The sequence below is a fragment of the Mycobacterium hainanense genome (assembly GCF_041890355.1).
Lineage (GTDB): Bacteria > Actinomycetota > Actinomycetes > Mycobacteriales > Mycobacteriaceae > Mycobacterium > Mycobacterium hainanense.
The window spans coordinates 4,128,357-4,152,007 of sequence record NZ_CP169059.1 but is presented as its reverse complement, the minus strand read 5'-3'; the positions used below and the strand labels follow the sequence as shown (position 1 = coordinate 4,152,007).

Genomic DNA, 23,651 nt, shown 5'->3' with positions numbered 1-23,651 from the left:
CTTTCAGTAGATTAAACATTAATCAACTGAAATTATGCACCGCTGGACCAGCGTCGGACATCGGCGGTACGCAATAAAGGGGCACTATGGAGACCATGGATGCGAGCGGGTGCGGCTTCGTCGCGCCGGGGTGCCCGCCGTGACGGCAGATCGGGCGCCGATGACCACCCGCAAGCGGCGGCACATCGACGTGTGCCTCGCCGAGCAGGTCAACTACGAGCACGTGACCACCGGGCTGGAGCGTTACCAATTGCCCTACAACGCCCTCACCCAGACCAGCCTCGACGACATCGACCTGTCGACCACATTCTTCGGTGCGGACCTGAGCTTCCCGGTTCTGATCGGCGCGATGACCGGCGGTGCCGAGTTGTCGGGAACCATCAACAGGAATCTGGCCGCGGCCGCTCAGGAGCTCGGCGTCGGGATGATGCTCGGCTCGCAGCGGATCATGCTGGACAGCGCGTTGGGCGAGCGCGCCGCAGGAAGCTTCACGGTCCGTGACGTGGCCCCGGATGTCTTGCTGTTCGGCAACATTGGCCTGGCCCAACTGACCAAGGCCGCCGCGCCCGATCTGGCGAAGGCCCTGGACCGGGTCGGCGCCGATGCGCTTGCGGTGCACACCAATCCGTTGCAGGAAGCGATCCAGCGCAACGGTGACACCGACTTCTCCGGTTCGTTGGCCCGGCTGCGGGAAGCGGCCGACACGATAGATCGCCCTGTGCTGCTCAAAGAGGTCGGCCACGGCATCGGCCGGGCGGCCGCCGTGGAATTGGTTGGGGCCGAGGGGGATCTGCCGGTCGCCGGAATAGACGTCGCGGGCGCCGGCGGCACCTCGTGGTCGCGGGTCGAGCAATTCGTCCGCTACGGCGAGCTGCGTTATCCGCATCTGGCTGACTGGGGCATCCCCACGGCGAGGGCGATCGTGGAGGTGCGCGAGGTGCTGCCGAACATTCCGCTGGTCGCCTCCGGCGGGATCCGTACCGGTATGGATGCCGCGAAGGCGATCGCCTTGGGCGCCGACGTCGTGGCGGTGGCTCGGCCCCTGCTTCCCGCGGCGATCGATTCGGCTGCGGCCGTTGTCGATTGGCTGCAGCCCTTCATCGACGAACTTCGCGTCTGCCTGCACGGCTGTGGCGTCGCAAGGCTTGCCGGCCTACGCGCCGTCGACCTCACTCCGGTCACCTAGCCGCGCGACATGGCGGTGATACTGGCCTACGGGTCGCCGGCCCTGGGGCACCTGTTGCCGGCAGGCGCGCTGCTGGCCGAGCTGGCCGGCCGCGGTCACGAGGTGCACGCGCGCACCATGGCGGGTGGCGTCGCGACGATGCGCGCGGTCGGCGTCCACGCGGAGCCGGTCAACCCGGCGATCGAGTCGATCGTCGGTGAGGACTGGCGCGCCAGAAACGCCTTGGGAGTGCTCAAGTTAACCATCGACGTGCTGTGCCGGCGCGCGGCGCTCGAAGTCGAGGACTTGCGACGTGCGGTGTCCGCCGTGCGGCCGGACGCGGTGATCGTGGACGCGAATTGCTGGGGGGCCATGTCGGCCGCGGAGGCGGCCGATACCCCGTGGCTGGTGTTCTCACCCTTCACGCCGTACCTGCGGTCCCGCGGGGTGCCGCCGTTCGGTCCCGGCCTGCGCCCGTTGCCGGGCATTTTGGGTGAACTGCGTGACGCCTCGGTGCGGCCGATCGTCCGGCACTTGTTCGACCGGCCAATGGTGCCGCGCCTCAACACAATTCGCGCCAATCTGGGAGTGTCGCCCGTCGTGTCGGTCGATGACTTCGTGCGGCGGGCGCCGCTGTTGCTGGCCGTCGGCGGTCAGCCCTTCGAGTATCCTCACCCGGGGTGGGCCGGGCTGGTTCACCACATCGGCGCCTGCGTCTTCGAGCCCGCGCAGGCGTTCACACCGGATTGGGTCGCTGACATCAACCGACCGGTGGTCCTGGTGAACACCTCGTCGATCAGGCAGCCCGATGCAGCGCTCGGACGAATCGCGTTGCGGGCGCTGGCCGACGAGCCGGTCCACGTGGTGGCGACGTTTCCGGCCGGTATCCCGCCGGACCTCCCCAGGCCGGCCAACGCGACCATCTGCCGTTTCGTCCCGCATGGGGCCCTCTTGCAGCGAGCCACGTGCGCCATCACGCATGGCGGGATGGGCACGACGCTGAAGGCCCTCGACCGCGGCGTGCCGGTCTGTGTCGTGCCGTTCGCGCGCGACCAGGCGGAAGTCGCCCGGCGTGTGGAGGTCGCGCGCTGCGGCACCCGGCTGGCGGCCAAGAGCCTCACGCCCGCGCGGTTGCGGGCGAAGGTGCGCGCGGCGATGACGATGACGGACGGCGCCCGTCGGGTGGCCGCCGGATTCGCTGCAACGGGCGGGGTGCGGCGCGGGGCCGAGCTCATCGAGCAGCGGGTGCTTGGTTCCGCGGCCCGGCGGTCGGTGTCCTAGCCGGCTTGGTCGCCGGTGTGCACCGCTCGACGCCTGCCCCGGGTGCGCTCGGGCTTTCCCTCAGGCTCCGTCGGTTGGGAATCTGGCGCGGCGAGTTGCGATTCGAAGGTGGACATCGCCGCCATCATCGCCTGGAAAACGCGGTGTGCGGCGGTCAAATCGCGGTCGGGGATGTCGGCGAGGGCCTCGTGCAGGTGCGCGCCGAGTGGGGTGAAGAACGAGCGGGCCAGGGCCATGCCCGATTCCTCGTAACGCAGCAGCGTCTTGCGCCGGTCGACGGGATCCGGCTCGCGCCGCAGGTGGCCGGAGTCGATCATCCGGTCGACCAGGTACGTGATGGCGGCGGGCGACACGTCCAGGCGGTGCCGCAACTGCGCCGGCGTCAGCGGCGTTCCGGCCGTCTCGGCGACCATGATGTGCAACAAGGCGTGCAAGTCGGTGCCACCAACGTCATGCTGGCGGGCGAAGTGTCGGCCGATGCGGTCCGATTGCGCTGTGAGCGCGCGCATGTCGGCCGACATCAATTTTTCGAGTTCGGCTCGGTCCATTCGCCGGTCTGCGGCGCCGCGCTTCGTCACTTATCGGGGTCCTTCTTGCGAGATTCGCCGACCAGCGTATCGGCGACCGCCGCACGCGGGCCCGCGAGCCCCGCTAAGTGTCCCGCATTCATACCGAATTGACAGGTGAACGCGCGAGCGCAAAGCGGACCGCGTCGGCGCTTCAGGACTTCGACGGGTCGTGACCCCAGTTCATCAGCGAGTACCGCCAAGCGCTCTCGCTGATGTTGCCCTCGGGGCGCTGGGCCAGGTGACGCTTGGCGTAACCGACGACCTTGCGCATGTGCGCGTAGTCGTCGGCTCCCAGCTCGCTTCTTTTCGCCTTGAGTATCGCGACGATGCGGCGCCCGCTGGCATGCCCGGTCGACTCGTCGTCGCCCCGCTTCTGCCCCACGCTCTGCGACTCCTCGGTGGCAAGCCATTTCTCCAGCTCGTGGGCGGTCATGTTGACCGTCTTCTTGAACCGGTCCCAGGTGGCGTCCTCGCTATCGTCGGCCATCGGTCTTCTCCGTCCGGCGAAGCGCGCCCGGCTTGTGCACCGCGTCCGCGCCCGTCTTGTCGCTGCGGACCTGGTACTGAGGCTCGTCCTTGGACGCCCGCACGGTGCGTCCGGCGGCCTCGGTGTCGGAGGTGATTTCGGCTTCCACCGTTCCCCGCACGGTGCTGCCGTGGCTGTTCCACTCTACCTTGTCGCCCTGGTGAAATTCCCTGTCACTCATGTCGCTGTCCTTTCAGCAATGTGATGGATCCGCCTCCCGGATGAGGCCGCCACGGGCCGTCGCCGTGACGTCGCGCGCGATGCCGCCGAACACCACGTCGCGATACGGTGCCGACGCGTTCCAAAAGAGTTGCCCCGCAAGACCATACGGCTGGAACAACGCCCGTTGGCGGTACCGGGAGCCGCCGTTGTCGTCGGCGCTCGCCGACAACTCCAGCCACAGACGCCCGGGCAGGGGGATATCGGCGCGTAACCGGAGCAGACGGGGGGTGTCGATGCGTTCCACCCGCCACCAGTCCAGGGCCTCGCCTTCGTGCAACTCCTGTCCGTCGAGCGGGCGGCGTCGCGGCCGGACGGCCCCGAGCGCGCCGTTGATCCAGCCGCGCAGCGGCCATTCCAGCGGGAACGCCGACCAGTTGCGCTCCGCGACGGCGGTCTGGATGGCACGCCACAGGGTGTCGGCGTCCGTGCGGCTAACCCGTTGGCGCACATCCTCATACAGCGATCCGCCGGACCATTGTGGGTCGGTCGGCAGCGGCTGGGAAGGCGCTCCGTTGGTGTCGGCGCGTGACCACCGGGTGCGCAGGTCCTGTTCGCGCACATGCGCCAGGGCGAGTTCGACGGCTTCCTCGTAGTGCGTGAGTCCGCCCTCGGGATCGGGGATGTAACGGGCGATATCGTGGTCGGCGCACACCACGTCGTTTTCCAGCGACTCCATCAACGACATCGCCAGCTGGCGCGGGAGCGGGGTGAGCAGGTCCACGAACGGTGCGGACAGCCTCGGGCTCAACAGCGGCACCGGCACCGCGGGCCGCCGCGGCAGGCCCGCTATCACGGCGTACTTGCGGATCATCTCCGTGTAGGTGAAGCGGTCGGGTCCGCCGATGTCGAAGGGCCGGTCGACCTCGGCGGGCAACTCCGCCGCGTGGAGCAGGTAGTGGAGCGCGTCGCGCACGGCGATCGGTTGGACGCAGGTCCGCAGCCAGCGCGGGGCGACGATCAGCGGCAGGCGCTCGGTGAGGTAGCGCAGCATTTCGAAGCTGGCCGACCCTGCCCCGATGATGGCGGCGGCGCGGAACTCCACGGTCGGCACGCCCGACATCCGCAGTAGGCGTCCCACTTGGGCGCGTGAGGCCAGATGGTCGGAGAGTTGCTGGCCGTCGGGCGTGATGCCGCCGACGTAGACGATGCGCGACAGGCCGGCCCGGTTTGCGCATTCCGCGACGTTGCGGGCCGCGCGCTGGTCGAAGTCGACGAAATCGGAGCGCATCAGCGAGTGCACCAGGTAGTACAGGACCTGCTGACCTTCGAGTGCCCGCCAGACGGCGCCGGTGTCGATGACGTCGCCGCGAACAACCTCGACTTGTTCGCGCCAGGCGACGTCGTCCAGCTTGGCGGGGTCGCGGGCCAGCACGCGTACGGTGTGCCCGCTCGCCAGCAGCTGGGGGATCAGCCGCGTGCCCAGGTATCCCGTGGCGCCGAACACGACGCAATGCATCAATTCACTCCTTCGCCGGGTGGTCATGGGGGATGGCGGTGTGGGCCGGATGCCCCGCGGTGCGCCGGCGTTCCTTCAGCTGCGCTTCGTGGACATGACGACGCCCGTCGGTCAGCCGGTCGCGCACGAGTCGTTCGATCTCCTGGAAGCAGCGGTAGTAACCGTCGTTGTAGTCATCGACGACCTGAAAGCTCCACCGCCCCGGTAACACGTTGCGCCCGATGAGTTCCTGGCTGATGTGTTGGGCCAGGTCGGCGTGTCCGAGATCCGTCAGCCGGTCCACCGCCTCGTCGAGTTGCAGGTCAGCGCGCCCGGTCAGCTGGTGGAACGAATACAGGTGTCCCCGGGCTCGCTCGACGGTTTCCAGAGCCTCGGTGACTTTGCCCACCGCCTGCGCGACCGCCTCAGTTGTTCCGTTGTTGCTCATGGTTCCTCCCCTGTCGCCGTGGCATTCCCGTTCAGACCTGAGCCGAATCGGTGGGAGGGACCGAGGTGGATTAATTTAGTTAATATTTAAGTTATTGGTCAGATCACGGACGCGCAAGCAGCCCGTAACCGGGAATGCTTGTTAAGCAAGGGGTTTGCGCAGGGCGGTAGTCAAAGCGCCTTGAGTTGTTTCTTGGCGGCTCTGCGCAGTTGGATCATCCTGGCGGCCCCGACGAGCACCGTGGTGGTGGCCCCGGCCACCGCCGACAGCAGGTAGCCCACTCCGACCGGCAAATTCCAGTGGAAAGCGAGGAAGTGCACGGTTATCGAGTCGGTATTCTGCGCGACGAAGATGAGCAGCACGATCAGGATCAGCAGGCCTACCACGAGAGCCCACCAGGCGGCCGCCAGCCGGGTGAATGATCGGGATAACGGCTCGGCGGGGACGCGCGATTCAGTGCTCATGCTGGTGACTAGCCGCCGACGCCGTGAGTCAAACCCCTTTAAGCTCGAAATCCTCTCGCGCCGTGCGGTTTGATTTGCCGGTTCCGGGGTATCAGGGCTGCGATGACTGTCAAGGAGATGCCGCGGCGCGTCTGGCGTGGTCGGCGCACGGTGGTGCGCGCGCAGCGCGACTTGTGGCTGGCGCAGCTGGCCCTCTGGCCCACCCTGATCCTCTCGGCCATTCTGGTTTCGGTCGCCGCTTGGGCGTTGTGGCAGCGCAAGTCCCGTGGCCCGGGACACGAAGCCGCGCCGCCCGTCACGGATTCGGCGGTCGCCGGTGTTCCGGCGGCACAACCCGGGCTCAACGGCTGACGCGCCGTGCGAATAGGGCCCACGAGATGGCGGCCCACCCGAAGGCGAACCACTGCGCGACACCGACGCGGCCGGACGGCACGAGCAGGCCCGCGACATAACGGTCGACGAACCCGGTGGTGGGTAGGGGGTCCATGCCGGCGCGGCGGCGCGCCCACGATTCCGCCGACGTCAACGGGCAGGGCAGCTTGAGCGCGATGACGGCGACGCCCCACGCCACGGCCACCCGGTGCAGCGCGATCGTGCGCGGCCAGCGCAGCGCGAGGAAGCCGCCGACGGGCACGTAGACCAGGTAGGCGAGGTGCACGGCAACGGTCACAACGACGGCGGCGACGTACCCCTTCCGCACGACACTGCCCCGTCAGCCCAGGCCGGCGCGCACCTGGTAGCGGCGCTCGGCGTAGGCGAGGTCGTCGCGCCAGAGCCTGTTGGCCGCCAAGCGCATCAGCGGGGTGATCAGTGGGGCGACCCGCGTCGCCCGCGCGAAACCCGGCCGGTCCGAATGCGCGATGGTGGCTTCCAGCACGGCGGTGCGAGGATGGCCGTCGGGTCCCAATCCTATTGGGGTGGCGTGGGTTTCGACCGTGCTGCCGGTTCCCTCGCCGTCCACGATGCGCATGACGATCGTGCGGGCCTCCGGGCAGCTGAATTCCGCGACGACCGGGACGCCCACGCGGCCCATGCGGAAGGTCACCGCCACCAGGAAGCGATCGACGGTTTCGGTTGGGGTGGTGAGCACTTCGAGCCGGGTGAACGAATACGGGTGAAACCAGGCGCCGTGCCAGGGATCCAGTCGGTTGGCGATGATGTCGGCGGGTTCGCACACGCCCGCTATGCGGGCGACGGCGGCCAGGGTGTCGCCGGTCGGCCGGGCCGGTATCACCGGTTCGGCCGACGGCTCTTCGCCGCCGGCCTTGTCGAGCCGCACCCATACCAGCACGCCGTCGTCGTGGCTGGGCAACGGGCTCCATCCGAATTCGCGCGCCTGGCCGTCCAGGACCAGTCCGTGCCAGCGGCAGATCAGGGTGCCGCGGTGCACCGTCCCGGTGGCCAGATCCGCCCCCAGGTGGGGGCAGCCGCGCGGCCCGACCCGGAGCCGGTGTTCGTCGTCGCGCCAGGCGACGATGTCGACCCCGGCGACCCGGGCGCCGAACGGCCGCCCGGAACGCACGTCGGCGCTGCCGGCGAATGCGAACCAGTTCCCGGTGGGCCTGCCCTGAGCCCGTTTCAGGGCGCCGTCGATGATGGCGGGCTGCGCTTCGCGGTAGGTCGGGCGTTGCGCGGTCCACGGCGTGCGCGGAATTACTTGCAGGGGCCAGTCTTTGGGCCGCGGCCGCGGCCATAGGTGGTGAAGCTGTGCGCGAGTATTCATCGTTGAGCGGATCCTTCGCGGGTGGCGAGCCATCGCAACAGGGTCGATCGGCCTCGGCTGGGTACGGTGACCAATGGGTGCCCGGCCAGTCCCCATCCTCTCAGCAAATGGTTCGCCGCGCACCAACCGGTGGTGGCGGCGCGCTCCATCAGCGCGACCGGCAAGTCGACGCGGACGGCGTCGCCGGCCAACAGCAGGCCCGGCTGGGGGGTGACCACCTCCGGGCGGTCCGCATAGGAGCCGGGCGCAAACAGCGGGCAATCGCTGCGGTGCAGCAGCCGCTCGCAAACGATCTGCGCCGCCGCGGTTTCCGGATACACCTTGCGCAGCTGGCGCAGTGCCGCCGCGCGGGACGGCGCGGCGTCGAGGGCGTAGGAATGCAGTTCGACGACGGAACCGTGGTGCGCACGCGACCACTCGGCGGCCTGGCGTTCGTAGCGCTCCAACACGCTGATGTTGTCCAGTGGCTCGTGACCGGCGGTGCCCAGGAACGCCGGCCGCTGCGCCGCGACGGGGCGATCGAGCCACAGCCGATGGACGGCGAACGGCGGTGCGGTCCGCAGCCGCGCGATCTGTGCGCGCCAGTGGCCGGTGGCCAGGCCGGTCGATGCCCCCACGACACGCTGCAGGCCGGCCACGTCGGTGGCCAGCACCACGGCGTCCGCGTCCAGGTGATCACCCGAATCCGTCCGCACCCGGAACGACTCCGCCGACTGAGTCTCGATGCGAGAGGCGCTGGTGCCGAGCCGAAATCGGACGCCGCGCCCTTCGAGGTAGCGGCGCAGCGGCTGCCAGAGGGCGGTGTCGTAGTTGGACGTGGGGACGTCGAAGATCAGGCCCTCGGACGAGCCCAGGAAGTAGATGTGAAACATGGCCGCCAGCTCGGCGGCGGAAAGCTTCGTAGGGTCGGCGAAGAAGCTGCGGGAGAACACCTCGAACGCCAGATGTCTTGCCGTCTCTGGGAATCGGATGCTCTTAAGGAACGTCGCGGCGTCGAAGTGGTCGAGGCGCTCATAGATCGCGGGCACCGACACGGCAGCCAGCGGCGCGGCCGCGCGGGCGTCGATCTGGAGGAAATCGCGAAGTCGGAATGTCGGGCTGCGGGCGGCGAAGGCCACCGCGTTCCACGGTGGGGTGCGCGGCAGTCCCCGGAAGGTGTCGCGCCGGCCCGCTCCGTCGATGAGCGGATAGTCGTCGACGGGCGTGAGCATCCGCAACCGCGGTTCGATGCGGCGGAGCAGGGCGCGCAGGTTGTAGTACTGCCGGAAGAACGCGTGAAACCCCCGGTTCATCGCGAGGTCGGTCCCGTCTTCGCGCTCGCTCCAGCCGCCCACCCGGCCCCCGAGGTATTCCTCGCGCTCGATCACCTCGACGGCGACGCCACGTTCGGCCAGGCCGGTGGCGGCGGCGAGCCCCGCGATGCCACCGCCCACGACGACCACCCGGGGTCTCGACGCCAGCGCGCCGGCGTCCGGGAATCCGGTTGACGCGGGTAAAGTTTCGCGCCGACGATCGGTGCCGAGGGCCGTCATAGCGGCGCGTCCCCCAGGAACGTGTGCGCGATGTTGGCCTCCCAGCCGGGCATCGTTTCGCTGTGCACCGCGGTGAAACCCGCATCGGAGAGGCGGTCCCGGAATCGGGCCGCGCCGTCGAAATCCAGCACGCTGCGCCACAGGTAGCGGTACAGCGCCGCGTCGCGGGTGCGCCACCATCCGGCGGGAATGATGATGCCCCAGCACAAGGCATGCCAGATGCCGGTGGCGGTGGCGGAGTCGCGCACCGAGTACTCGTGCACCGCGAGCGTGGCGCCGGGCCGCAGCATCGCCCGAAGTTCCCGCAATTGGCCGTCCCGGTCGGCGAGGTTGCGGATCAGGTAGGCGGCCAGGATTCCGTCGAACGGGCCGGTGATGCCGTGCTCGGCCAGCTGCTCGACGGGGGTGTGCACGAACCGCACCGACGGGGGCCAGTCCTTCGCGGCCGCCGCGTCGAGCATGCCCCGCGACGCGTCGACGGCGACGATCTCGGCGTCCGGGGCCACGGCCAGCAGCGCGGCCGTCGACGCGCCGGTGCCGCACCCGGCGTCGAGCAGCCGTAGGCCCTTGCCGCTATTGGGTATTCGCATGCGGCGCGCGGAGAGCAGCAGTTGCTTGTGGTACCCGGGGCTGGCGCCGACCAGCCGGTCGTACGCCGTCGCGCCGGCGTCGAAGGCGGCCGCCAGTTCGCCGGGGGTCGGCCCGGCCTCACCGATGCGCACGCTGGCGTTCCCATCCCAGCAGCACCGCGGTGGCCAGTGCGAAGCCGAACAAAAAATCCTCGACCGGGATGTCGAACGGAAAGCGCAGCCCGGTGATGTGGCGGGGGTCGTAGCTGACGATGGGGGAGCTGAGCTTGGTCAGCCAACCGTCGACCGGAACCTGGAACCCGAGAATGATCAGCATCGACAACCAGTAGGCCGGTCGCCGGAACAGCCCGGTGCGCAGGACCGCCAATTCCAATGCGCAGACCGCGATTACCGACGCCACGGCCGGAACGGTATAACCCAGGCCGGTCACCGCCGGGTGACCCTGTCCAGGATCGTGCTCACGGCGTTGTAGGTGAGCAGCGCGCAGATCGGAATGACGACGAAGAACAGCGCCTCCTCGATCGGCACCCGGAACGGGATGTCCAGGCCGGTGATGTATGCGCCGTTGTACGTCCACACGTGCGCGGCGATGGCGATCTCGTCCCAGAGCAGGAACGCCACGGCCACGGGGAAGACGGCCTTCACCAGCCGCCGCCATTGGCGGTAGACGCCGGGACCGAAGAACTCCAGCGGCGCGGTGATCGCCAGGCAGGCGGCCAGGACCAGAAGATATTGCCAGCGATCGGTCATGCTGCCCCCGGGGCATCGGAAACGCCGGGCGAACTATTGCGCGCCCGCCACGACCGTATCAGCCCGATCCCGGCGACCTGCAGGCGTCGAGCTCTGCCGACCGTGGCCCGGTGATTGAACACCGCGAAGCCACTCTCTTCGATGCGGTCCAAGATTTCGGAGTACAGCGCCGCCGCGGCCGCGACGCACGGTTGGGAGCGCGGGCTCAGCATGGGGATGCCCACAGCGGCGAAACGGTAAGTCTCCCGGGTGATCTCGTGCTGGGCGGCCAGCGCCTCGCGCACCCGCGGGTCGGTGCGGCGATTGCGGTGGCACCAGGTCAGCAGCTCGCGATCCACGCCGTATGCGGCGAGTTCGTCGGCCGGCAGGTACACCCGATGCCGCAACAGGTCCTCGTCGACGTCGCGCAGGAAGTTGGTGAGCTGAAACGCCCTGCCCAGCGCCGCGGCGTAGGGCGCGGTCTCCTCGACCGGAGCCACCGTTCCCAACACCGGAAGCACCTGCAGGCCAATGGCTTCGGCGGATCCGCGCATGTAGAGGTTGAGCGCACCGCGGTCGGGATAGTCGGTGACGGTCAGATCCATCCGCATCGACGCCAGGAAGTCGTCGAACAGCTCGGCGTCGATGCGGTACCGGCGGGCGGTGTGGGTGACCGCGGCGAGCACGGGGTCGTCGAGATGGTCTCCGCCGGAGAAGAATTGGTCGGCCAGTTGCTGCAAGCGCATGCCACGGACGTCGGCGCTCAGCCCGGGGTCGAGGTCGTCGAGGATGTCGTCGGCGTAGCGCGCGAAACCGTAGAGCGCGTGCACCGCCGGACGTTGGTCGGGTGCCAGCAGGCGGGTGGCCAAGAAAAAGGTGCGGCCGTGCGCGGCGTTGAGTTCGCGGCAGCGCCGATACCCCTCGCGCAGGCGCGGATCGTCGATCCCGGCCGCGTCCAGTTCGCTGCGAATCATGTCAGCCCGGCCCCCATGTCGTGGTGGGTCGTCATCCGGTTGGCCCGGCCGGCGCGGGGGCCGGTGATGCGGTCGGCGGCGAGCCGGCCCGAGATCAGCGTGGTCGGCACACCGACGCCGGGCACCGTTGACGACCCGGCGAGCACCGCGTTTTCGACGCCGCGCACCATGTTGGCCGGCCGGAACGGGCCCGTCTGCCCGAAGGTGTGGGCCAGCGCGAAGGGGCTGCCCGCGGCCATCCCCTGACGCGCCCAGCCGGCGGGCGTGATGGCGTCCAATACCGTTGCGTCACCGGGCAGGCCGGGCAGCAGCCGCGCCGCGACCTCGTCGATGAGGCTGTCGACGTACCGGGCGCCGACGGTGTCCCAGTCGATGGGACCGCGATCCAGGTTGGGCGCCGGGGCGAGCACGTACAGCAGGTCCTGCCCGTCCGGGGCCAGGCTCGGGTCGCTCGCCGTCGGGCGGGTGACCAGCAGCGAGGGATCCTGCATCAAGCGGCCGTCGCGGATGATGTCGGTGAAGGTCTGATCCCACGAATCACCGAACAGAATCGTGTGATGAGCCGTGTCGGAAGGGACGCGGCGGCAGCCCAGGTGGGCGACGACCGCCGACGGCGCCGGCCGCAGCCGCACGGGGCGGCGCGGTGTGCGGCCCAACAGTTCGTAGGTCTGCGGCAGTTCGGTGGTCAGCACCACGGCGTCGCACGGGATGGGGTCCAGGCGATCCGTCAGCACCGCCCTGACCCGTCCGGCGGCGCGGTCGAGCCCGGTAACCGTTGCGTTGTAGCGGAATTCGATTCCCGCGTCGGTGGCGGCCGCGGCCAGCGCGTCGGGAAGGGCGCGAACGCCGCCGCGCGGGAAGAAGACGCCCGCGACGGTGTCCATGTAGGCGATGACGGCGTACACGGCCAGAGCGTTTCGCGGCGCCACGCCCGCGTACAGGGATTGGAACGTGAATACCCGTTGCAGCCGAGGGTCGCTGATATGCCGTTTGACCACGCGATCCCACTTGCGGAAGCCGCCGATCGCGGCCAGCCGCGCCAACTGCGGAGTGAGCAACGACAGCGGCGAGTCGAAGTTGGCGGCGATGAACCCGTCGAATTCGATCCTGTACAACCGCTGCAGCCACTCGCGCAGCCGCCGGTAGCCCGCTGCCTGCCCGAAGCCAGCGAACTCTTCTACGGCGGTGGTCATCCGGTCCGGGTCGGTGTGCACTTCGAGCGCGCTGCCGTCGGCGAACACGGCCCGGTAGGCCGGGTCAAGCGGCAGCAACTCCAGCCGGGCCGACCGGCTCTGTCCGGCGGCCGCGAAAGTCTCGTCGATGATGTCCGGCATCGTCAGCACCGTCGGCCCGGTGTCGATGCGGTAGCCCTCGATGTCGAGGCGGCCGGCGCGTCCGCCCGGCCAGGGGTGGCGCTCGACCACCGTGACCGTGCGCCCGCGGCCGGCCAGGTGCAGCGCGGCGGCCAGGCCGGCCAGGCCGGCCCCGATCACGACGACGCGATCGCTGCGTCCTTCGATGGTCCGCATGTCAGCATGCTCCCAAATTTTCGCCGCTCATTCGGCGCGATCCGTGCAGGCGGCCGCCATTTCGTCCAGCGCGGCGCGAACGGCTTCGTCGATCGAGGTGTCGTCGAGGTGTTCCCGCGCGGATGCGACCCGGTCGGTGATCATCTGCTCGATCATCTGGACCGCCCCCGTCGCCACGATCAGCGCCTTGCATCGGTCGAGCGCGTCGTCGTCAAGGGACGGGCCGTACATCAGTTCGGTCAGTTCGGCCCGGGTGGGTGGATCGGCCAGCTGGTGCGCGGTCACCACGACGCTGGTTGCCTTGCGCTCCAACAGGTCCCCGGCGGCCGGCTTGCCGGTGATCGTCGGCGAGCCGAAGACACCGAGCATGTCGTCGCGAAGCTGGAAGGCTTCTCCGACGGCGGCCCCGTAGCGGCCGAGCTGGGTCAGCGTCCGATCGTCGCAATCGGACATCGCCGCGCCGATCTCCAACGGTCGCCGCACCGTGTAGTTGCCCGACTTGCGTCGCGCCACGTCCAGCACGGCCTCCAGGGAAGGCATGCGCCGGACATCGCTCGTCAGGTCGGCGAACTGACCCACCGCCAGCTCGGTGCGCATCGTGTCATAGCGGGGCCACGCCCGCTGCAGCCGCCGGGCATCGACACCGCTCTCGCGCAGCATCTGCTCCGACCAGATCAGGCAGAGGTCACCCAGCAGGATGGCGGCCGATTCACCGAACCGCCCCGACGAGCCGGACAACCCGCGTTCGCGGTGCCATTGGGCGAATTGCACGTGTGCCGACGGGCGCCCCCGCCGTTCGTCCGAACCGTCCATCACGTCGTCCTGCAGCAGCGCGAACACGTGCAGCAGCTCGAAACTGGCCGCCGCACGCAGCGCCGCCTCGCCCGGGGCGGCACCGCAGAGCCACCCCAGGTACATGAACGTCGACCGCAGGCACTTGCCGCCGGAGGCGAACGCGATCAGGATGTCGCCGGCGGCGTCGACGCGGGTGTCGTCCAATTGGGAGCGTCGAGGTTCGACGAAATGGCCGAGGTGGGCGAGAACGCCATCCCGCACGCGCGAGCGCCACTCGTCGAAGGCCGCGGTGCCAGGCCAGCTCGCGGCGGCCGCCGGCGACTCGGTGGCGGGTGTCAACGACAAAGCACCCATCTTCGCCACGCGCTCCCTCCTGGACGGCTTCGCATTCCCCGGCTGGGACCGCTCAAACACACGCCGTCATCGCCGCTGTCGGCCACGAAACCGGCCGCATCGGCCGCCGAGATCCCGCTCCGATCCGCCCTTGCCAACCTCGAACGACTTACCCAGCACCTTCAATAACTTAAACATTAACTTACTTAAACGACTCCCGGTACGCCAGTCGTACGTAGCGCCCCGTGATCGCTCGTCCTGCGGCCTAGTCGGCACCCAACCTTCAGTTCAATCAATTAACAATTAACGAACTGAACTGTATGGCGGTTCACCGGATATGCTCAGTTGGTTATGGAAGCTGAGGAGCAGCGCCTGCGCCGCGAAGCGCTCGAGTCGCTGATCTCGGCGGATCTGCGGGAGATATCGACCGAATCCGACCAGATCGGTCGACAGTTTGCGATGCTACATCGGTTGCGGCCCAATGATTTCCGGGCATTGATGTACATCATGGTGGCAGAGACCGCGGGGCGGCCGATGACCTCGGGGGACCTCAGTCAACGGATGGGGCTGTCTGGTTCGGCGATCACCTACCTGGTCGATCGGTTGATCGACTCGGGCCACATCCGGCGCGACTCCCACCCCGACGACCGACGCAAGGTCGTCCTGCGTCATGGCGAATCCGGACTGGCTACCGCCCGGTCGTTCTTCGCTCCGCTCGATGCCCACAGTCACCTCGCCCTGGAGCAGCTCCCCGACACCGACCTGATGGCGGCGCACCGGGTCCTCGGGGCCGTGATCGACGCCATGCGACGATTCCAGGGCGACCTGGACGTGGACCGCGAGTGACCGGGGATTTCACCCTACGTCGCCGCGCCCACCCTGCGGTTTAGACGGACGTCAGCGACCATGACGGAAACCCGGTCGGGAAGGTGGTGCTCGCCCGCCGCCAGGCCGCCGATGACGCCGCGGCGAATCGCGGGATGTCACCCGTCGAATACGAAGTCATCGCGCTCGGCCCCGACGTGACCGCTTCGGATCTGTTGCCGACCGGCAGGCAACTGAAGTCCTCCCCGGGCCTGCGTGCGCAGCCGGGGTTGCCGGTGTGCCAATTTCGTCGGTCGGTCGGCCAGCGGTGCGGATCGATCAGCTCCGTCAGCGACGGCCGGTTCATCATCGCCGACGCGGCCGTCGACAGCCGTGACTTCGGTGGACCGGTCTATGCCCTGACCGACGACGGGGCCGTGATTGTGGGGCTGTTCGAAGGCATGTGGGGATCGGTGCCCGAGATGGAGTCCTGGCAGGCGGTGATGCAGCAGGTTTACGTCGACGGCCGCGCAAAACCAGCAGCCGCAGCCCCCGGGGGAGCGACGCATGGTCGACCGGCGGGTGGCCAGTTCATTTCCATCACCGTGACTTTTACGCCCGCTCCCGCGGAACGACTCCATCACCGTGGTGACCCGGGCGCCGCCCGGTCGTAGTTGCGGTTGGGCCCCACGCCGCCGGCGTTTGCCGACGATGTCGCGGAGCCGGTGATCACCGTCGCGGGCTGCGACGGCGTGGCCTGCGCGTTCTGGATCGGTACGGCGCCCGAGTGGAGCGCGGTTGCTGGTCGGCGGGGCCAGCCGGGGTGGGAAGGAGGGCAACCCCGATCGCGGCGTCGGTGTTACGCATCAGTTAACGCGGCCGGGTCTGCCGAAACGTTCAGTCCCTTACGGGCCGTCGCGCCGGTGCGCCCCATTGTCGCCGAGCGCGGGGGTGCGCGTGCCTTGTTAGGCTTCCCCCATGCGCGTGGCAAAGGATGTTTGCTCAGTACCCGTGCACTGTTGTCGCTGACTCTTCGAGCCCGTTGCGCGGCCCGGTATGGAGTCGATCACCGTGTGATGCCTCCCAGGTCCCTTCCGCCGCGACGGGACGCATGGATCGAATCCCCGCGACGGAAGGCCCCCAATGCTCCACCGCACCGGCAGCGCGCAGCGTCGGCGGCAAGGCGCCGCCCTCGCGTTGTTGTGCGGGCTGGTCACCGCCTGCGGCGGGGGTGCCAGTGACGCCGTGGGCGGGACGGGACCGACGAGCGCGAACACCAAGATCACCCTCGTCGCCTACTCGGTCCCCGAACCCGGCTGGAGCAAGGTCATTCCCGCCTTCAACGCTTCCGTGGAAGGCAGAGGGGTGCAGGTGGTTGCCTCCTACGCCGCCTCGGCCGACCAGTCCCGCGGGGTCGTCGAAGGCAAACCGGCCGACGTCGTGAATTTCTCGGTCGAACCGGACATCACCCGACTGGTGAAGGCCGGGAAGGTCTCCGCGGAGTGGGACAAGGATGCCACCAAGGGAATCCCGTTCGGCTCGGTAGTGACGTTGGTTGTGCGGAAAGGAAATCCGAAACAGATCCGGGACTGGGACGACCTGTTGCGGCCGGGCATTGAGGTTGTTACGCCCAGCCCACTGAGTTCGGGTTCGGCCAAATGGAACCTGTTGGCCCCGTACGCGGCCAAGAGCGGCGGGGGGAAGGACGCCGGCGCCGGCATCGACTTCATCAGCAGATTGGTGCACGAGCACGTGAAGCTGCGACCAAGTTCGGGTCGCCTGGCCACCGACGTCTTTGCCGAGGGCAGCGGCGACGTGCTGATCAGTTATGAGAACGAAGCCATCGCCGTTGAGCGGCAAGGGAAACCAGTCGAACACATCACGCCGTCGCAGACCTTCAAGATCGAGAACCCGCTGGCAGTAATCGCCACGAGTCCACACCTGGACAGCGCGATCGCGTTCAAGAACTTCCAGTACACCGCGGCGGCGCAACGGCTATGGGCCGAGGCCGGTTTCCGGCCGGTCGAGCCGGCCGTGGCGGACAAGTTCCGCGACCTCTATCCGGTTCCGGTCAAACTCTGGACCATCACGGACCTCGGGGGATGGGCCGATGTCGATAGGCAGCTGTTCGACAAGAGCACCGGCAGCATAACCAAGGTCTATCTGAAGGCCACCGGATGACGACCGCCGTCCTCCCCGAACCGGAGGCGATCCGGCCCGAACTCGCTCCCCGCCGAGGGCGGCAGGCCGAGTCGCCCGTGCCGCGGTCCCGTTCCGGCAGTCTGCCGCTCCAGGTCGGGGTCGCAACCCTGTGGCTCTCGCTGATCGTGCTCATGCCATTGGCCGCGATCGCTTGGCAGGCTGTCGGCGGAGGTTGGCAGGCGTTCTGGCTGGCGATCACCTCGCACGCCGCGCTGGAGTCCTTCAGGGTGACGCTGACGGTCTCCGTTGTCGTCACGGTCATCAATCTGGTGTGCGGTCTGGCGACCGCCTGGGTGCTGGTGCGCGACGACTTCATCGGTAAAGGCGTGATCGACGCCATCATCGATCTGCCGTTCGCCCTGCCGACCATCGTCACCAGCCTGGTAATGCTCGCGCTTTACGGCAAGAACAGCCCGGTCGGTGTCCATCTGCAGCACACGCCGCCAGGTGTCACGGTCGCTTTGATCTTCGTGACACTGCCCATGGTGGTGCGCGCCATCCAGCCGGTGCTGCTCGAGATCGACCGAGACGCCGAAGAGGCCGCGGCGTCACTGGGCGCCACCGGCCCGAAGATCTTCACGTCAATCGTGTTGCCATCTCTGCTTCCCGCGCTGCTATCCGGTGCGGGCTTGGCATTCTCGCGCTGTATCGGCGAGTTCGGCTCGGTGGTCACGATCGGCGGTCAGGTGCCGGGCAAGACCGAGGTGTCCTCCCAGTGGATCCGCGCGCTGATCGAGAACGACGACCGGACCGGCGCCGCCGCGATATCGATCGTGCTGTTGTCGATCTCGTTCGCGGTGCTGTTCCTTCTGCGGATCGTCGGTGGCCGCCGGGCCCGCCGCGAGGAGAAGGCGCCGTGAGTCAGGTGAATTGGGGCCGCTACCTGACCCGATTCGCGGTGCTGACGTACTTGGGCGTAATGCTGATCGCTCCGGTGGCGATCATCGTATGGCGGACTTTTCGGCCCGGTTTGCCTCGGTTCTATGACTGGGTGACCACGCCGGCGGCGATATCGGCGCTGCAGCTGTCGTTGCTGGTGGTGGCGATTGTCGTCCCGCTGAATGTGGTCTTCGGTGTGCTGGTCGCACTCCTGTTGGCGCGCAGTCGATTCCGCGGTCGGGGCGTGCTGCAGACGGTTGTCGATCTGCCGTTCGCCGTCTCGCCGATCATCGTGGGCGTGGCCCTGATCGTGCTGTGGGGCTCGGCCGGGGTGTTGGGTTTCGTCGAAAAAGACCTCGGCGTCACGATCATCTTCAGCACCCCCGGCATCGTGTTGGCCAGCATCTTCGTCACGCTGCCGTTCGTGGTGCGCGAGGTGCAGCCGGTGCTTCAAGAGGTGGGGATCGAGCAGGAGCTGGCGGCGGCCACTCTGGGATCGAATTGGCGGCAGACGTTTTGGCGGATCACGCTGCCGTCGATTCGGTGGGGCTTGACCTACGGGATCGTGCTGACCACCGCACGCACCCTGGGAGAGTTCGGCGGCGTGATCATGGTGTCGTCCAATCTGCCGGGCGAATCGCAGACGCTGACGTTGCTGGTCAACGACCGCTACAACCGGGGGGCGGAGTACGGCGCCTACGCGCTGTCGACGTTGATGATGGGAGTCGCCGTGACATTCCTGATCGTCAAAGTGATTCTGCAGGTGCGCCGGGCGCGCGCGAAAATTGAAGCGTGACAAGGAGATTGTACATATGACCGAGGCCGGCAATACCGAGACCCACGCGATCACGGTGCGCGATGCCTACAAGCGCTACGGCGATTTCGTCGCGCTGGATCACGTGGACTTCGTCGTACCTACCGGTTCGCTGACGGCGCTACTGGGTCCCAGCGGTTCGGGCAAGTCGACCCTGTTGCGCACCATCGCCGGCCTGGACCAGCCGGACAGCGGCACGGTCACGATCGGCGACCGTGACGTCACCGACGTGCCGCCGCAGCGGCGTGGCATCGGATTCGTGTTCCAGCACTATGCGGCGTTCAAGCACCTGACGGTGCGCGACAACGTCGCGTACGGCTTGAAGATCCGGAAACGCCCCAAGGACGAAATCAAGGAGAAGGTCGACTACCTCCTGGAGGTGGTGGGGCTGAGCGGATTTCACCGCCGCTACCCCAATCAGCTTTCGGGGGGTCAGCGGCAACGCATGGCGCTGGCCCGGGCGCTGGCCGTCGACCCGCAAGTGCTGCTGCTCGACGAGCCGTTCGGCGCCCTGGACGCCAAGGTGCGCGAGGACCTGCGCGCCTGGCTGCGCCGCCTGCACGACGAGGTGCACGTCACCACGGTGTTGGTCACCCACGACCAGACCGAGGCGCTGGACGTCGCGGATCGGATCGCGGTGCTCAACAAGGGCCGCATCGAGCAGGTCGGATCGCCCAGCGACGTTTACGACTCCCCGGCGAACCCGTTCGTCATGTCGTTCCTAGGTGCGGTGTCGGAACTGAACGGCGCCCTCGTCCGCCCCCACGACATCCGCGTGGGGCGCAACCCTGAGATGGCGGTCGCGGGCGGCGACGGCAGCGCGGCTTCCGTCGGCGTCGTGGCCGCCACGGTCGACCGGGTGGTCACGCTGGGCTTCGAGGTGCGGGTCGAGTTGACCAGCGCCGCCAGCGGTGCACCCTTCACCGCCCAGATCACCCGCGGCGACGCCGAGGCGCTGGCCTTGCGCGACGGTGACACGGTGTACGTGCGAGCGACGCGGGTGCCGCCGATCGGTCACGCGGCCACCCGGCCGGCCGGCGGCGCGGACCACGACGAGACCACGTTGACCACCGCGTGACCCGAGTACGGCGCTTTTGACGCGTTTCCGGTGCGGGGAAAGGGGAACCCGCCGCCGGTGAGCGTTTCCGATCTCGTCGCATTGCCGTTCCAGTGGGGCTCCGCCATCCGGGGCAAGCGGTTGTTCCATCCGATAGGGGTATTGGCGGAGGGCACCATCGATCGGGCCGCACCCGCGGGCCGGGGGCTGCCGATTCCGTCGGCCGAGGTTGTCGCCCGGGTGTCGAAGGCCAGCGGCACCCCGGGGGCCTTGCCCGACTTCATCGGCCTGGCCTTCCGGCTCACACCGCCGCAGGGGACCGGGCCATGGGACATCCTGGTCGTCTCGTCGGGCTCGGGGGTGCTGTCCCGGGCGTTGGCGCTGCGCCCGGCAATCTCGTGGAGCGATCAGACGCTGACCACCCTGATGCCGCTGCACTATCAGGGGGTTAATTGGTGGCTCAGGGCCCGGATCGTCAGCCGCATCGACGGTCTGGGCCTGTCGCTGGACAGCGTGCGCGACCGCCTCGCGCACGACAGTATCGAGGTGTCGCTCGACCAAGCTTGTGGCCGCGGCGATTTCACGCCGCTGGGCCGGCTCACCTTGACCGGGGCCGTCGACCCCGAACGGGCGGCGGACGTGTCGTTCGATCCGGTGATCAACACGCCCCCCGGCGTCAGCCTGCACCCGCGGTGGCTCGCCGATCTGCGCGCCCGCGCGTACCGGCGCAGCCGGCACGGCAGAGACGCGGAATAGGAGGTCGCCGTGTCCAAGAGAATCGTCATCACCGGGGCCAGCGGCAATGTGGGAACGGCGCTGCTGGGCAGGCTGGTTCAGGACGGCCACGACTATGACATCGTCGGCGTCAGCCGCAGGCAGCCACCGGCGGACGGGGTGTACGCCCGCGCCGACTGGCATCAACTGGACCTGGCCGAGCCCGGCGCCCCGAAGGTCATTTCGCGTGCGCAGTTCAGCGGGCCTGGCCGAGCAGGTGGCGCAGCGCCCGCTCGAGGTCCGGCTGGCGGAACCGGTGCCCGGCCACGGTCAGTTTCTGCGGCAGGACACGCTGGCTGGCGCACGCCAGTTCGCGTGCGCCCTGCTCGCCGAGCAACACCCGCGGCCCCAGCGATGGCACGGGCAGCACCGCGGGGCGGTGCACGACGCGCGCTAGCGTCGCGGTGTACTGGCTGTTGCGAACCGGTTGCGGGGCAACGGCATTGACGGGTCCCGACAGTGTCGGGTCCCATAGCGCGCGGTGGTAGATGTCGACCAGGTCGTCGATCCCGATCCACGACAGCCATTGCCGGCCGTCGCCCAGCCGCCCGCCCAGACCGGCGCTGAACAACGGGCGCATCAGCCTCAGCGTGCCGCCGCGCGGGGACTGCACGATCCCGGTGCGCACCGACACCACGCGAACCCCGGACTGCCCCGCGGCAGCGGCCGCCGCCTCCCAGTCGGCGACAACGTCGGCGAGGAAACCGTCGCCACGCTCGCTGTCCTCGGTGAGGATCTCGTCGCCCCGGTCGGCCCCGTAGTATCCGATCGCCGACGCAGAGATGAGCACCGCCGGGCGGCGCGCGGCGCGGCCCAGCGCCTCGGCGAGGCGGCGGGTCGGGCCAATCCGGCTGTCGCGGACGGCACGTCGATGCTTCTCAGTGAACCGGCCGGCGATCGAGGCGCCAGCCAGATGGATGACGGCATCCACCCCGTCCAAGGTTGCCGGGTCGGGGTCGTCGGGCTCCCACTGTCGCTCGTCGTCGCCGCGTGGGGAGCGGCGCACCAACCGGATGACGCGATGGCCCCCGGTGGTCAGAAACGCCGTCAACGCCGAACCCACCAACCCGGACGCCCCGGTGACGGCGACGGTCACCGGGGCCAGCCCGTTGTCGGCGGCCAGTCGGTGGGCGCCTAGATCGTCTGCCAGCTGGCGGTGCCGGTAGATGAACATGGGCCGCAGCAACGAGCCGGGCACCGGCGTGTCCACCCGGTCGATGACCCGGGTGCGGCCGGCGCCGACCTCCTCGAAGTCGTGGGTGTGCCGCCAGCGCACAGCGATTCGGGCGGGCAGCGAGGCCAGCCCGTCGCCGCCGATGGCGTCGACGAAGCGGCGCGGGGGGTCGTAGCCGTCGGGCTGATGGACGGCGACCCAGCGCAGGCCGCCCGGTAGCGCCAGCGTCGCCCGCCCGTCTTCGAGCGAGGCGGCCTCGGACACCAGCCGCATCGATTGCCACGGCGGCGAGAGCCGGGTGAACGCGCCCGGCCTGGAGTGCCAGGCGAACACGCCACCGATCGGCGCGTCGACCACGCTCGACCACTCCAGCCCCATCGCTGCAGGTTAGCGGTTGGGCAGGGCGTGCTCGACGATGGGCATCCGCGGCTGGGGCTGCCGCTCGCCGCGCTTGGCGGCGAGATACACCTGCGCGGTCTCCCCGGCCACGGTCTTCCAGTCGAAGGCCGAGGTGAGCCGTTCGCGGGCGGCGCGGGCGCGCCGCTGCGCGGCGTCTGGATCATCGAGCACGACCCGCACCGCCGAGGCGAGCCGGGCGACGTCGCGGGGCGGACACGATACCCCGGTCTGTCCGTTGATCACCGCCTCGCCGAGGCCCCCGATGTTCGACGTGACGAGCGGCGTGCCGGCCGCGGCGGCCTCCAGCGCGACGATTCCGAACGGCTCGTAGTGGCTGGGCAGCACCGCGGCATCGGCCCGGTGCAGGACCGCGAGCAGCTGGGCATGGCCGAGGTGGCCGACGAACCGAATTGCCTTGAGCACCCGGTGTTTTCGGGCCTGTTCGACGAGCCACTCCTGCTGGGTGCCCTCCCCGGCGATGGTCAGGGTGGTCCCGGGATGGGTGCGCCGGATGCGGGGCAGGGCGGCGATCAGGTCGTGCACACCCTTCTCGTACTCAAGCCGACCGAGGTAGAGCAATTCGGCGGGGCCGGTGCGCGGCCGGCGGTCGGCGAACGGCCAGCGCGCGGCGTCGATGCCGTTGCGGATGACCGTGATTCCGGCCAGGCCGGGCCCGAACAATTCGGTGATCTCGTCGGCCATCGACGCCGAACAGGTGATCAGCGAATCGGATTCGCGCACCAACCACGACTCGACGGCGTGCACCTGACGGCTGATCGCCCCGGACACCCAGCCGGAGTGCCGCCCGGCCTCGGTCGCATGGATGGTGGAAACCATTGGCACGTCGTAGAACTGAGCGAGGGTGATCGCCGGATGCGCCACCAGCCAGTCGTGCGCGTGCACCACGTCGGGACGCCACGGCCGGTTGGTGCCCCGCTTCTTCACGGACAGTCCCTCACGGGTCATGGAATGGCCCATGGCCAGGGTCCAAGCCATCATGTCGGTGCTGAACGAGAACTCGTGCGGGTCTTGGGCGGCGGCGATCACCCGGACACCGTCGACCACCTCGTCCGACGACGGGTGCGTGCTGGGATCGGTGCCCGTGGGGCGGCGGGACAGCACGACGACCTCGTGACCGGCCGCGGCCAGCGCCGTCGAGAGGTGGTGCACGTGCCGGCCGAGCCCGCCGATCACCACCGGCGGGTACTCCCACGACACCATCAGGATCTTCAC

27 protein-coding genes and 1 pseudogene are annotated in these 23,651 nt (G+C 68.9%); 11 read left to right on the top strand and 17 right to left on the bottom strand.

Annotation, left to right across the window (positions count from 1 at the left end; translation table 11 throughout):
• Nucleotides 1–160: 160 nt before the first annotated feature.
• Complete coding sequence (gene fni / locus ACEL92_RS19335; protein WP_374026282.1) at nt 161–1,186, top strand: type 2 isopentenyl-diphosphate Delta-isomerase; 1,026 nt, start codon at nt 161–163, stop codon at nt 1,184–1,186.
• A gap of 9 nt (nt 1,187–1,195) precedes the next feature.
• Nucleotides 1,196–2,446: a glycosyltransferase gene (locus ACEL92_RS19330; RefSeq protein WP_374022288.1), complete on the top strand. Its 1,251-nt coding sequence runs from the start codon at nt 1,196–1,198 to the stop codon at nt 2,444–2,446.
• On the opposite strand, the gene ACEL92_RS19325 is transcribed toward ACEL92_RS19330, so the two are convergent.
• From ACEL92_RS19325 to ACEL92_RS19300, 6 genes are all read right to left on the bottom strand, one after another.
• On the bottom strand, nt 2,443–3,024 hold the full coding sequence (locus ACEL92_RS19325) for a MarR family winged helix-turn-helix transcriptional regulator (RefSeq protein ID WP_374022287.1): 582 nt from the start codon (nt 3,022–3,024) through the stop codon (nt 2,443–2,445). The two genes, ACEL92_RS19330 and ACEL92_RS19325, sit on opposite strands and share 4 nt — an antisense overlap.
• Before the next feature lie 142 nt (nt 3,025–3,166).
• Nucleotides 3,167–3,502, bottom strand: coding sequence for a DUF3140 domain-containing protein (locus tag ACEL92_RS19320; RefSeq protein WP_374022286.1), 336 nt, complete (start codon nt 3,500–3,502; stop codon nt 3,167–3,169).
• Complete coding sequence (locus ACEL92_RS19315; protein ID WP_374022285.1) at nt 3,489–3,722, bottom strand: DUF2945 domain-containing protein; 234 nt, start codon at nt 3,720–3,722, stop codon at nt 3,489–3,491. The genes ACEL92_RS19320 and ACEL92_RS19315 overlap by 14 nt, the downstream gene beginning before the upstream one ends.
• A gap of 12 nt (nt 3,723–3,734) precedes the next feature.
• On the bottom strand, nt 3,735–5,219 hold the full coding sequence (locus ACEL92_RS19310; protein WP_374022284.1) for a DUF2867 domain-containing protein: 1,485 nt from the start codon (nt 5,217–5,219) through the stop codon (nt 3,735–3,737).
• Between the two features lie 4 nt (nt 5,220–5,223).
• Nucleotides 5,224–5,646 carry a hypothetical protein gene (locus ACEL92_RS19305; protein ID WP_374022283.1) on the bottom strand — a complete coding sequence of 141 codons (423 nt, stop codon included), beginning with the start codon at nt 5,644–5,646 and terminating at the stop codon, nt 5,224–5,226.
• Between the two features lie 170 nt (nt 5,647–5,816).
• Nucleotides 5,817–6,110 (bottom strand): lipopolysaccharide assembly LapA domain-containing protein, encoded by a 294-nt coding sequence (locus ACEL92_RS19300; RefSeq protein ID WP_374022282.1) that lies wholly within the window; start codon nt 6,108–6,110, stop codon nt 5,817–5,819.
• A 102-nt stretch (nt 6,111–6,212) separates the two neighbouring features.
• Here ACEL92_RS19300 and ACEL92_RS19295 point away from each other — a divergent pair, with 102 nt between their 5' ends.
• Nucleotides 6,213–6,461 (top strand): hypothetical protein, encoded by a 249-nt coding sequence (locus ACEL92_RS19295; RefSeq protein ID WP_374022281.1) that lies wholly within the window; start codon nt 6,213–6,215, stop codon nt 6,459–6,461.
• On the opposite strand, the gene ACEL92_RS19290 is transcribed toward ACEL92_RS19295, so the two are convergent.
• The 9 genes from ACEL92_RS19290 to ACEL92_RS19250 are packed head-to-tail and all read right to left on the bottom strand — an operon-like array spanning nt 6,451 to nt 14,396.
• Complete coding sequence (locus ACEL92_RS19290) at nt 6,451–6,810, bottom strand: DUF2784 domain-containing protein (RefSeq protein ID WP_374022280.1); 360 nt, start codon at nt 6,808–6,810, stop codon at nt 6,451–6,453. The two genes, ACEL92_RS19295 and ACEL92_RS19290, sit on opposite strands and share 11 nt — an antisense overlap.
• Nucleotides 6,811–6,822: 12 nt before the next feature.
• Nucleotides 6,823–7,833 carry a DUF5914 domain-containing protein gene (locus ACEL92_RS19285; RefSeq protein WP_374022279.1) on the bottom strand — a complete coding sequence of 337 codons (1,011 nt, stop codon included), beginning with the start codon at nt 7,831–7,833 and terminating at the stop codon, nt 6,823–6,825.
• Nucleotides 7,830–9,365, bottom strand: a complete 1,536-nt coding sequence (locus tag ACEL92_RS19280) for an FAD-dependent oxidoreductase (protein WP_374022278.1) — start codon at nt 9,363–9,365, stop codon at nt 7,830–7,832. The genes ACEL92_RS19285 and ACEL92_RS19280 overlap by 4 nt, the downstream gene beginning before the upstream one ends.
• Nucleotides 9,362–10,087 carry a class I SAM-dependent methyltransferase gene (locus ACEL92_RS19275; protein WP_374022277.1) on the bottom strand — a complete coding sequence of 242 codons (726 nt, stop codon included), beginning with the start codon at nt 10,085–10,087 and terminating at the stop codon, nt 9,362–9,364. Before ACEL92_RS19275 ends, ACEL92_RS19280 begins: the two co-directional genes overlap by 4 nt.
• Nucleotides 10,074–10,385, bottom strand: coding sequence for a lycopene cyclase domain-containing protein (locus ACEL92_RS19270; RefSeq protein ID WP_374022276.1), 312 nt, complete (start codon nt 10,383–10,385; stop codon nt 10,074–10,076). The genes ACEL92_RS19275 and ACEL92_RS19270 overlap by 14 nt, the downstream gene beginning before the upstream one ends.
• A complete protein-coding gene (locus tag ACEL92_RS19265; RefSeq protein ID WP_374022275.1) occupies nt 10,382–10,705 on the bottom strand; it encodes a lycopene cyclase domain-containing protein in 324 nt (107 codons plus the stop codon). Before ACEL92_RS19265 ends, ACEL92_RS19270 begins: the two co-directional genes overlap by 4 nt.
• Nucleotides 10,702–11,658: a phytoene/squalene synthase family protein gene (locus tag ACEL92_RS19260; protein ID WP_374022274.1), complete on the bottom strand. Its 957-nt coding sequence runs from the start codon at nt 11,656–11,658 to the stop codon at nt 10,702–10,704. Before ACEL92_RS19260 ends, ACEL92_RS19265 begins: the two co-directional genes overlap by 4 nt.
• Complete coding sequence (gene crtI, locus ACEL92_RS19255) at nt 11,655–13,187, bottom strand: phytoene desaturase family protein (protein WP_374022273.1); 1,533 nt, start codon at nt 13,185–13,187, stop codon at nt 11,655–11,657. Before crtI ends, ACEL92_RS19260 begins: the two co-directional genes overlap by 4 nt.
• A 27-nt stretch (nt 13,188–13,214) precedes the next feature.
• Nucleotides 13,215–14,396: a polyprenyl synthetase family protein gene (locus ACEL92_RS19250; protein WP_374022272.1), complete on the bottom strand. Its 1,182-nt coding sequence runs from the start codon at nt 14,394–14,396 to the stop codon at nt 13,215–13,217.
• Nucleotides 14,397–14,666: 270 nt separating this feature from the next.
• On the opposite strand from ACEL92_RS19250, the gene ACEL92_RS19245 reads away from it, so the two are divergent.
• The 8 genes and pseudogenes from ACEL92_RS19245 to ACEL92_RS19210 form a co-directional block, all read left to right on the top strand.
• Nucleotides 14,667–15,161: a MarR family winged helix-turn-helix transcriptional regulator gene (locus ACEL92_RS19245; protein WP_374022271.1), complete on the top strand. Its 495-nt coding sequence runs from the start codon at nt 14,667–14,669 to the stop codon at nt 15,159–15,161.
• 86 nt (nt 15,162–15,247) lie between these two features.
• Complete coding sequence (locus ACEL92_RS19240) at nt 15,248–15,793, top strand: hypothetical protein (protein ID WP_374022270.1); 546 nt, start codon at nt 15,248–15,250, stop codon at nt 15,791–15,793.
• A gap of 469 nt (nt 15,794–16,262) precedes the next feature.
• Nucleotides 16,263–17,300: a sulfate ABC transporter substrate-binding protein gene (locus tag ACEL92_RS19235; RefSeq protein WP_374022269.1), complete on the top strand. Its 1,038-nt coding sequence runs from the start codon at nt 16,263–16,265 to the stop codon at nt 17,298–17,300.
• A complete protein-coding gene (cysT, locus tag ACEL92_RS19230; RefSeq protein WP_374022268.1) occupies nt 17,297–18,181 on the top strand; it encodes a sulfate ABC transporter permease subunit CysT in 885 nt (294 codons plus the stop codon). Before ACEL92_RS19235 ends, cysT begins: the two co-directional genes overlap by 4 nt.
• A complete protein-coding gene (gene cysW, locus ACEL92_RS19225) occupies nt 18,178–18,996 on the top strand; it encodes a sulfate ABC transporter permease subunit CysW (protein WP_374022267.1) in 819 nt (272 codons plus the stop codon). Before cysT ends, cysW begins: the two co-directional genes overlap by 4 nt.
• 16 nt (nt 18,997–19,012) lie before the next feature.
• Nucleotides 19,013–20,092, top strand: coding sequence for a sulfate/molybdate ABC transporter ATP-binding protein (locus ACEL92_RS19220; RefSeq protein ID WP_374022266.1), 1,080 nt, complete (start codon nt 19,013–19,015; stop codon nt 20,090–20,092).
• 57 nt (nt 20,093–20,149) lie between these two features.
• Nucleotides 20,150–20,827, top strand: a complete 678-nt coding sequence (locus ACEL92_RS19215; protein WP_374022265.1) for a phosphodiesterase — start codon at nt 20,150–20,152, stop codon at nt 20,825–20,827.
• A gap of 9 nt (nt 20,828–20,836) precedes the next feature.
• Nucleotides 20,837–21,001: pseudogene (locus ACEL92_RS19210) on the top strand (NAD-dependent epimerase/dehydratase family protein); the annotation flags it as partial.
• 40 nt (nt 21,002–21,041) lie between these two features.
• On the opposite strand, the gene ACEL92_RS19205 reads toward ACEL92_RS19210, so the two are convergent.
• Together ACEL92_RS19205 and ACEL92_RS19200 are read right to left on the bottom strand one after the other, a co-directional pair.
• The gene (locus ACEL92_RS19205) at nt 21,042–22,397 is read right to left on the bottom strand and encodes a TIGR01777 family oxidoreductase (protein WP_374022264.1); all 1,356 of its coding nucleotides are present in this window, start codon (nt 22,395–22,397) and stop codon (nt 21,042–21,044) included.
• A gap of 9 nt (nt 22,398–22,406) precedes the next feature.
• Entirely contained in the window at nt 22,407–23,651 is a 1,245-nt protein-coding gene (locus tag ACEL92_RS19200; protein WP_374022263.1) for a glycosyltransferase family 4 protein, read from the bottom strand.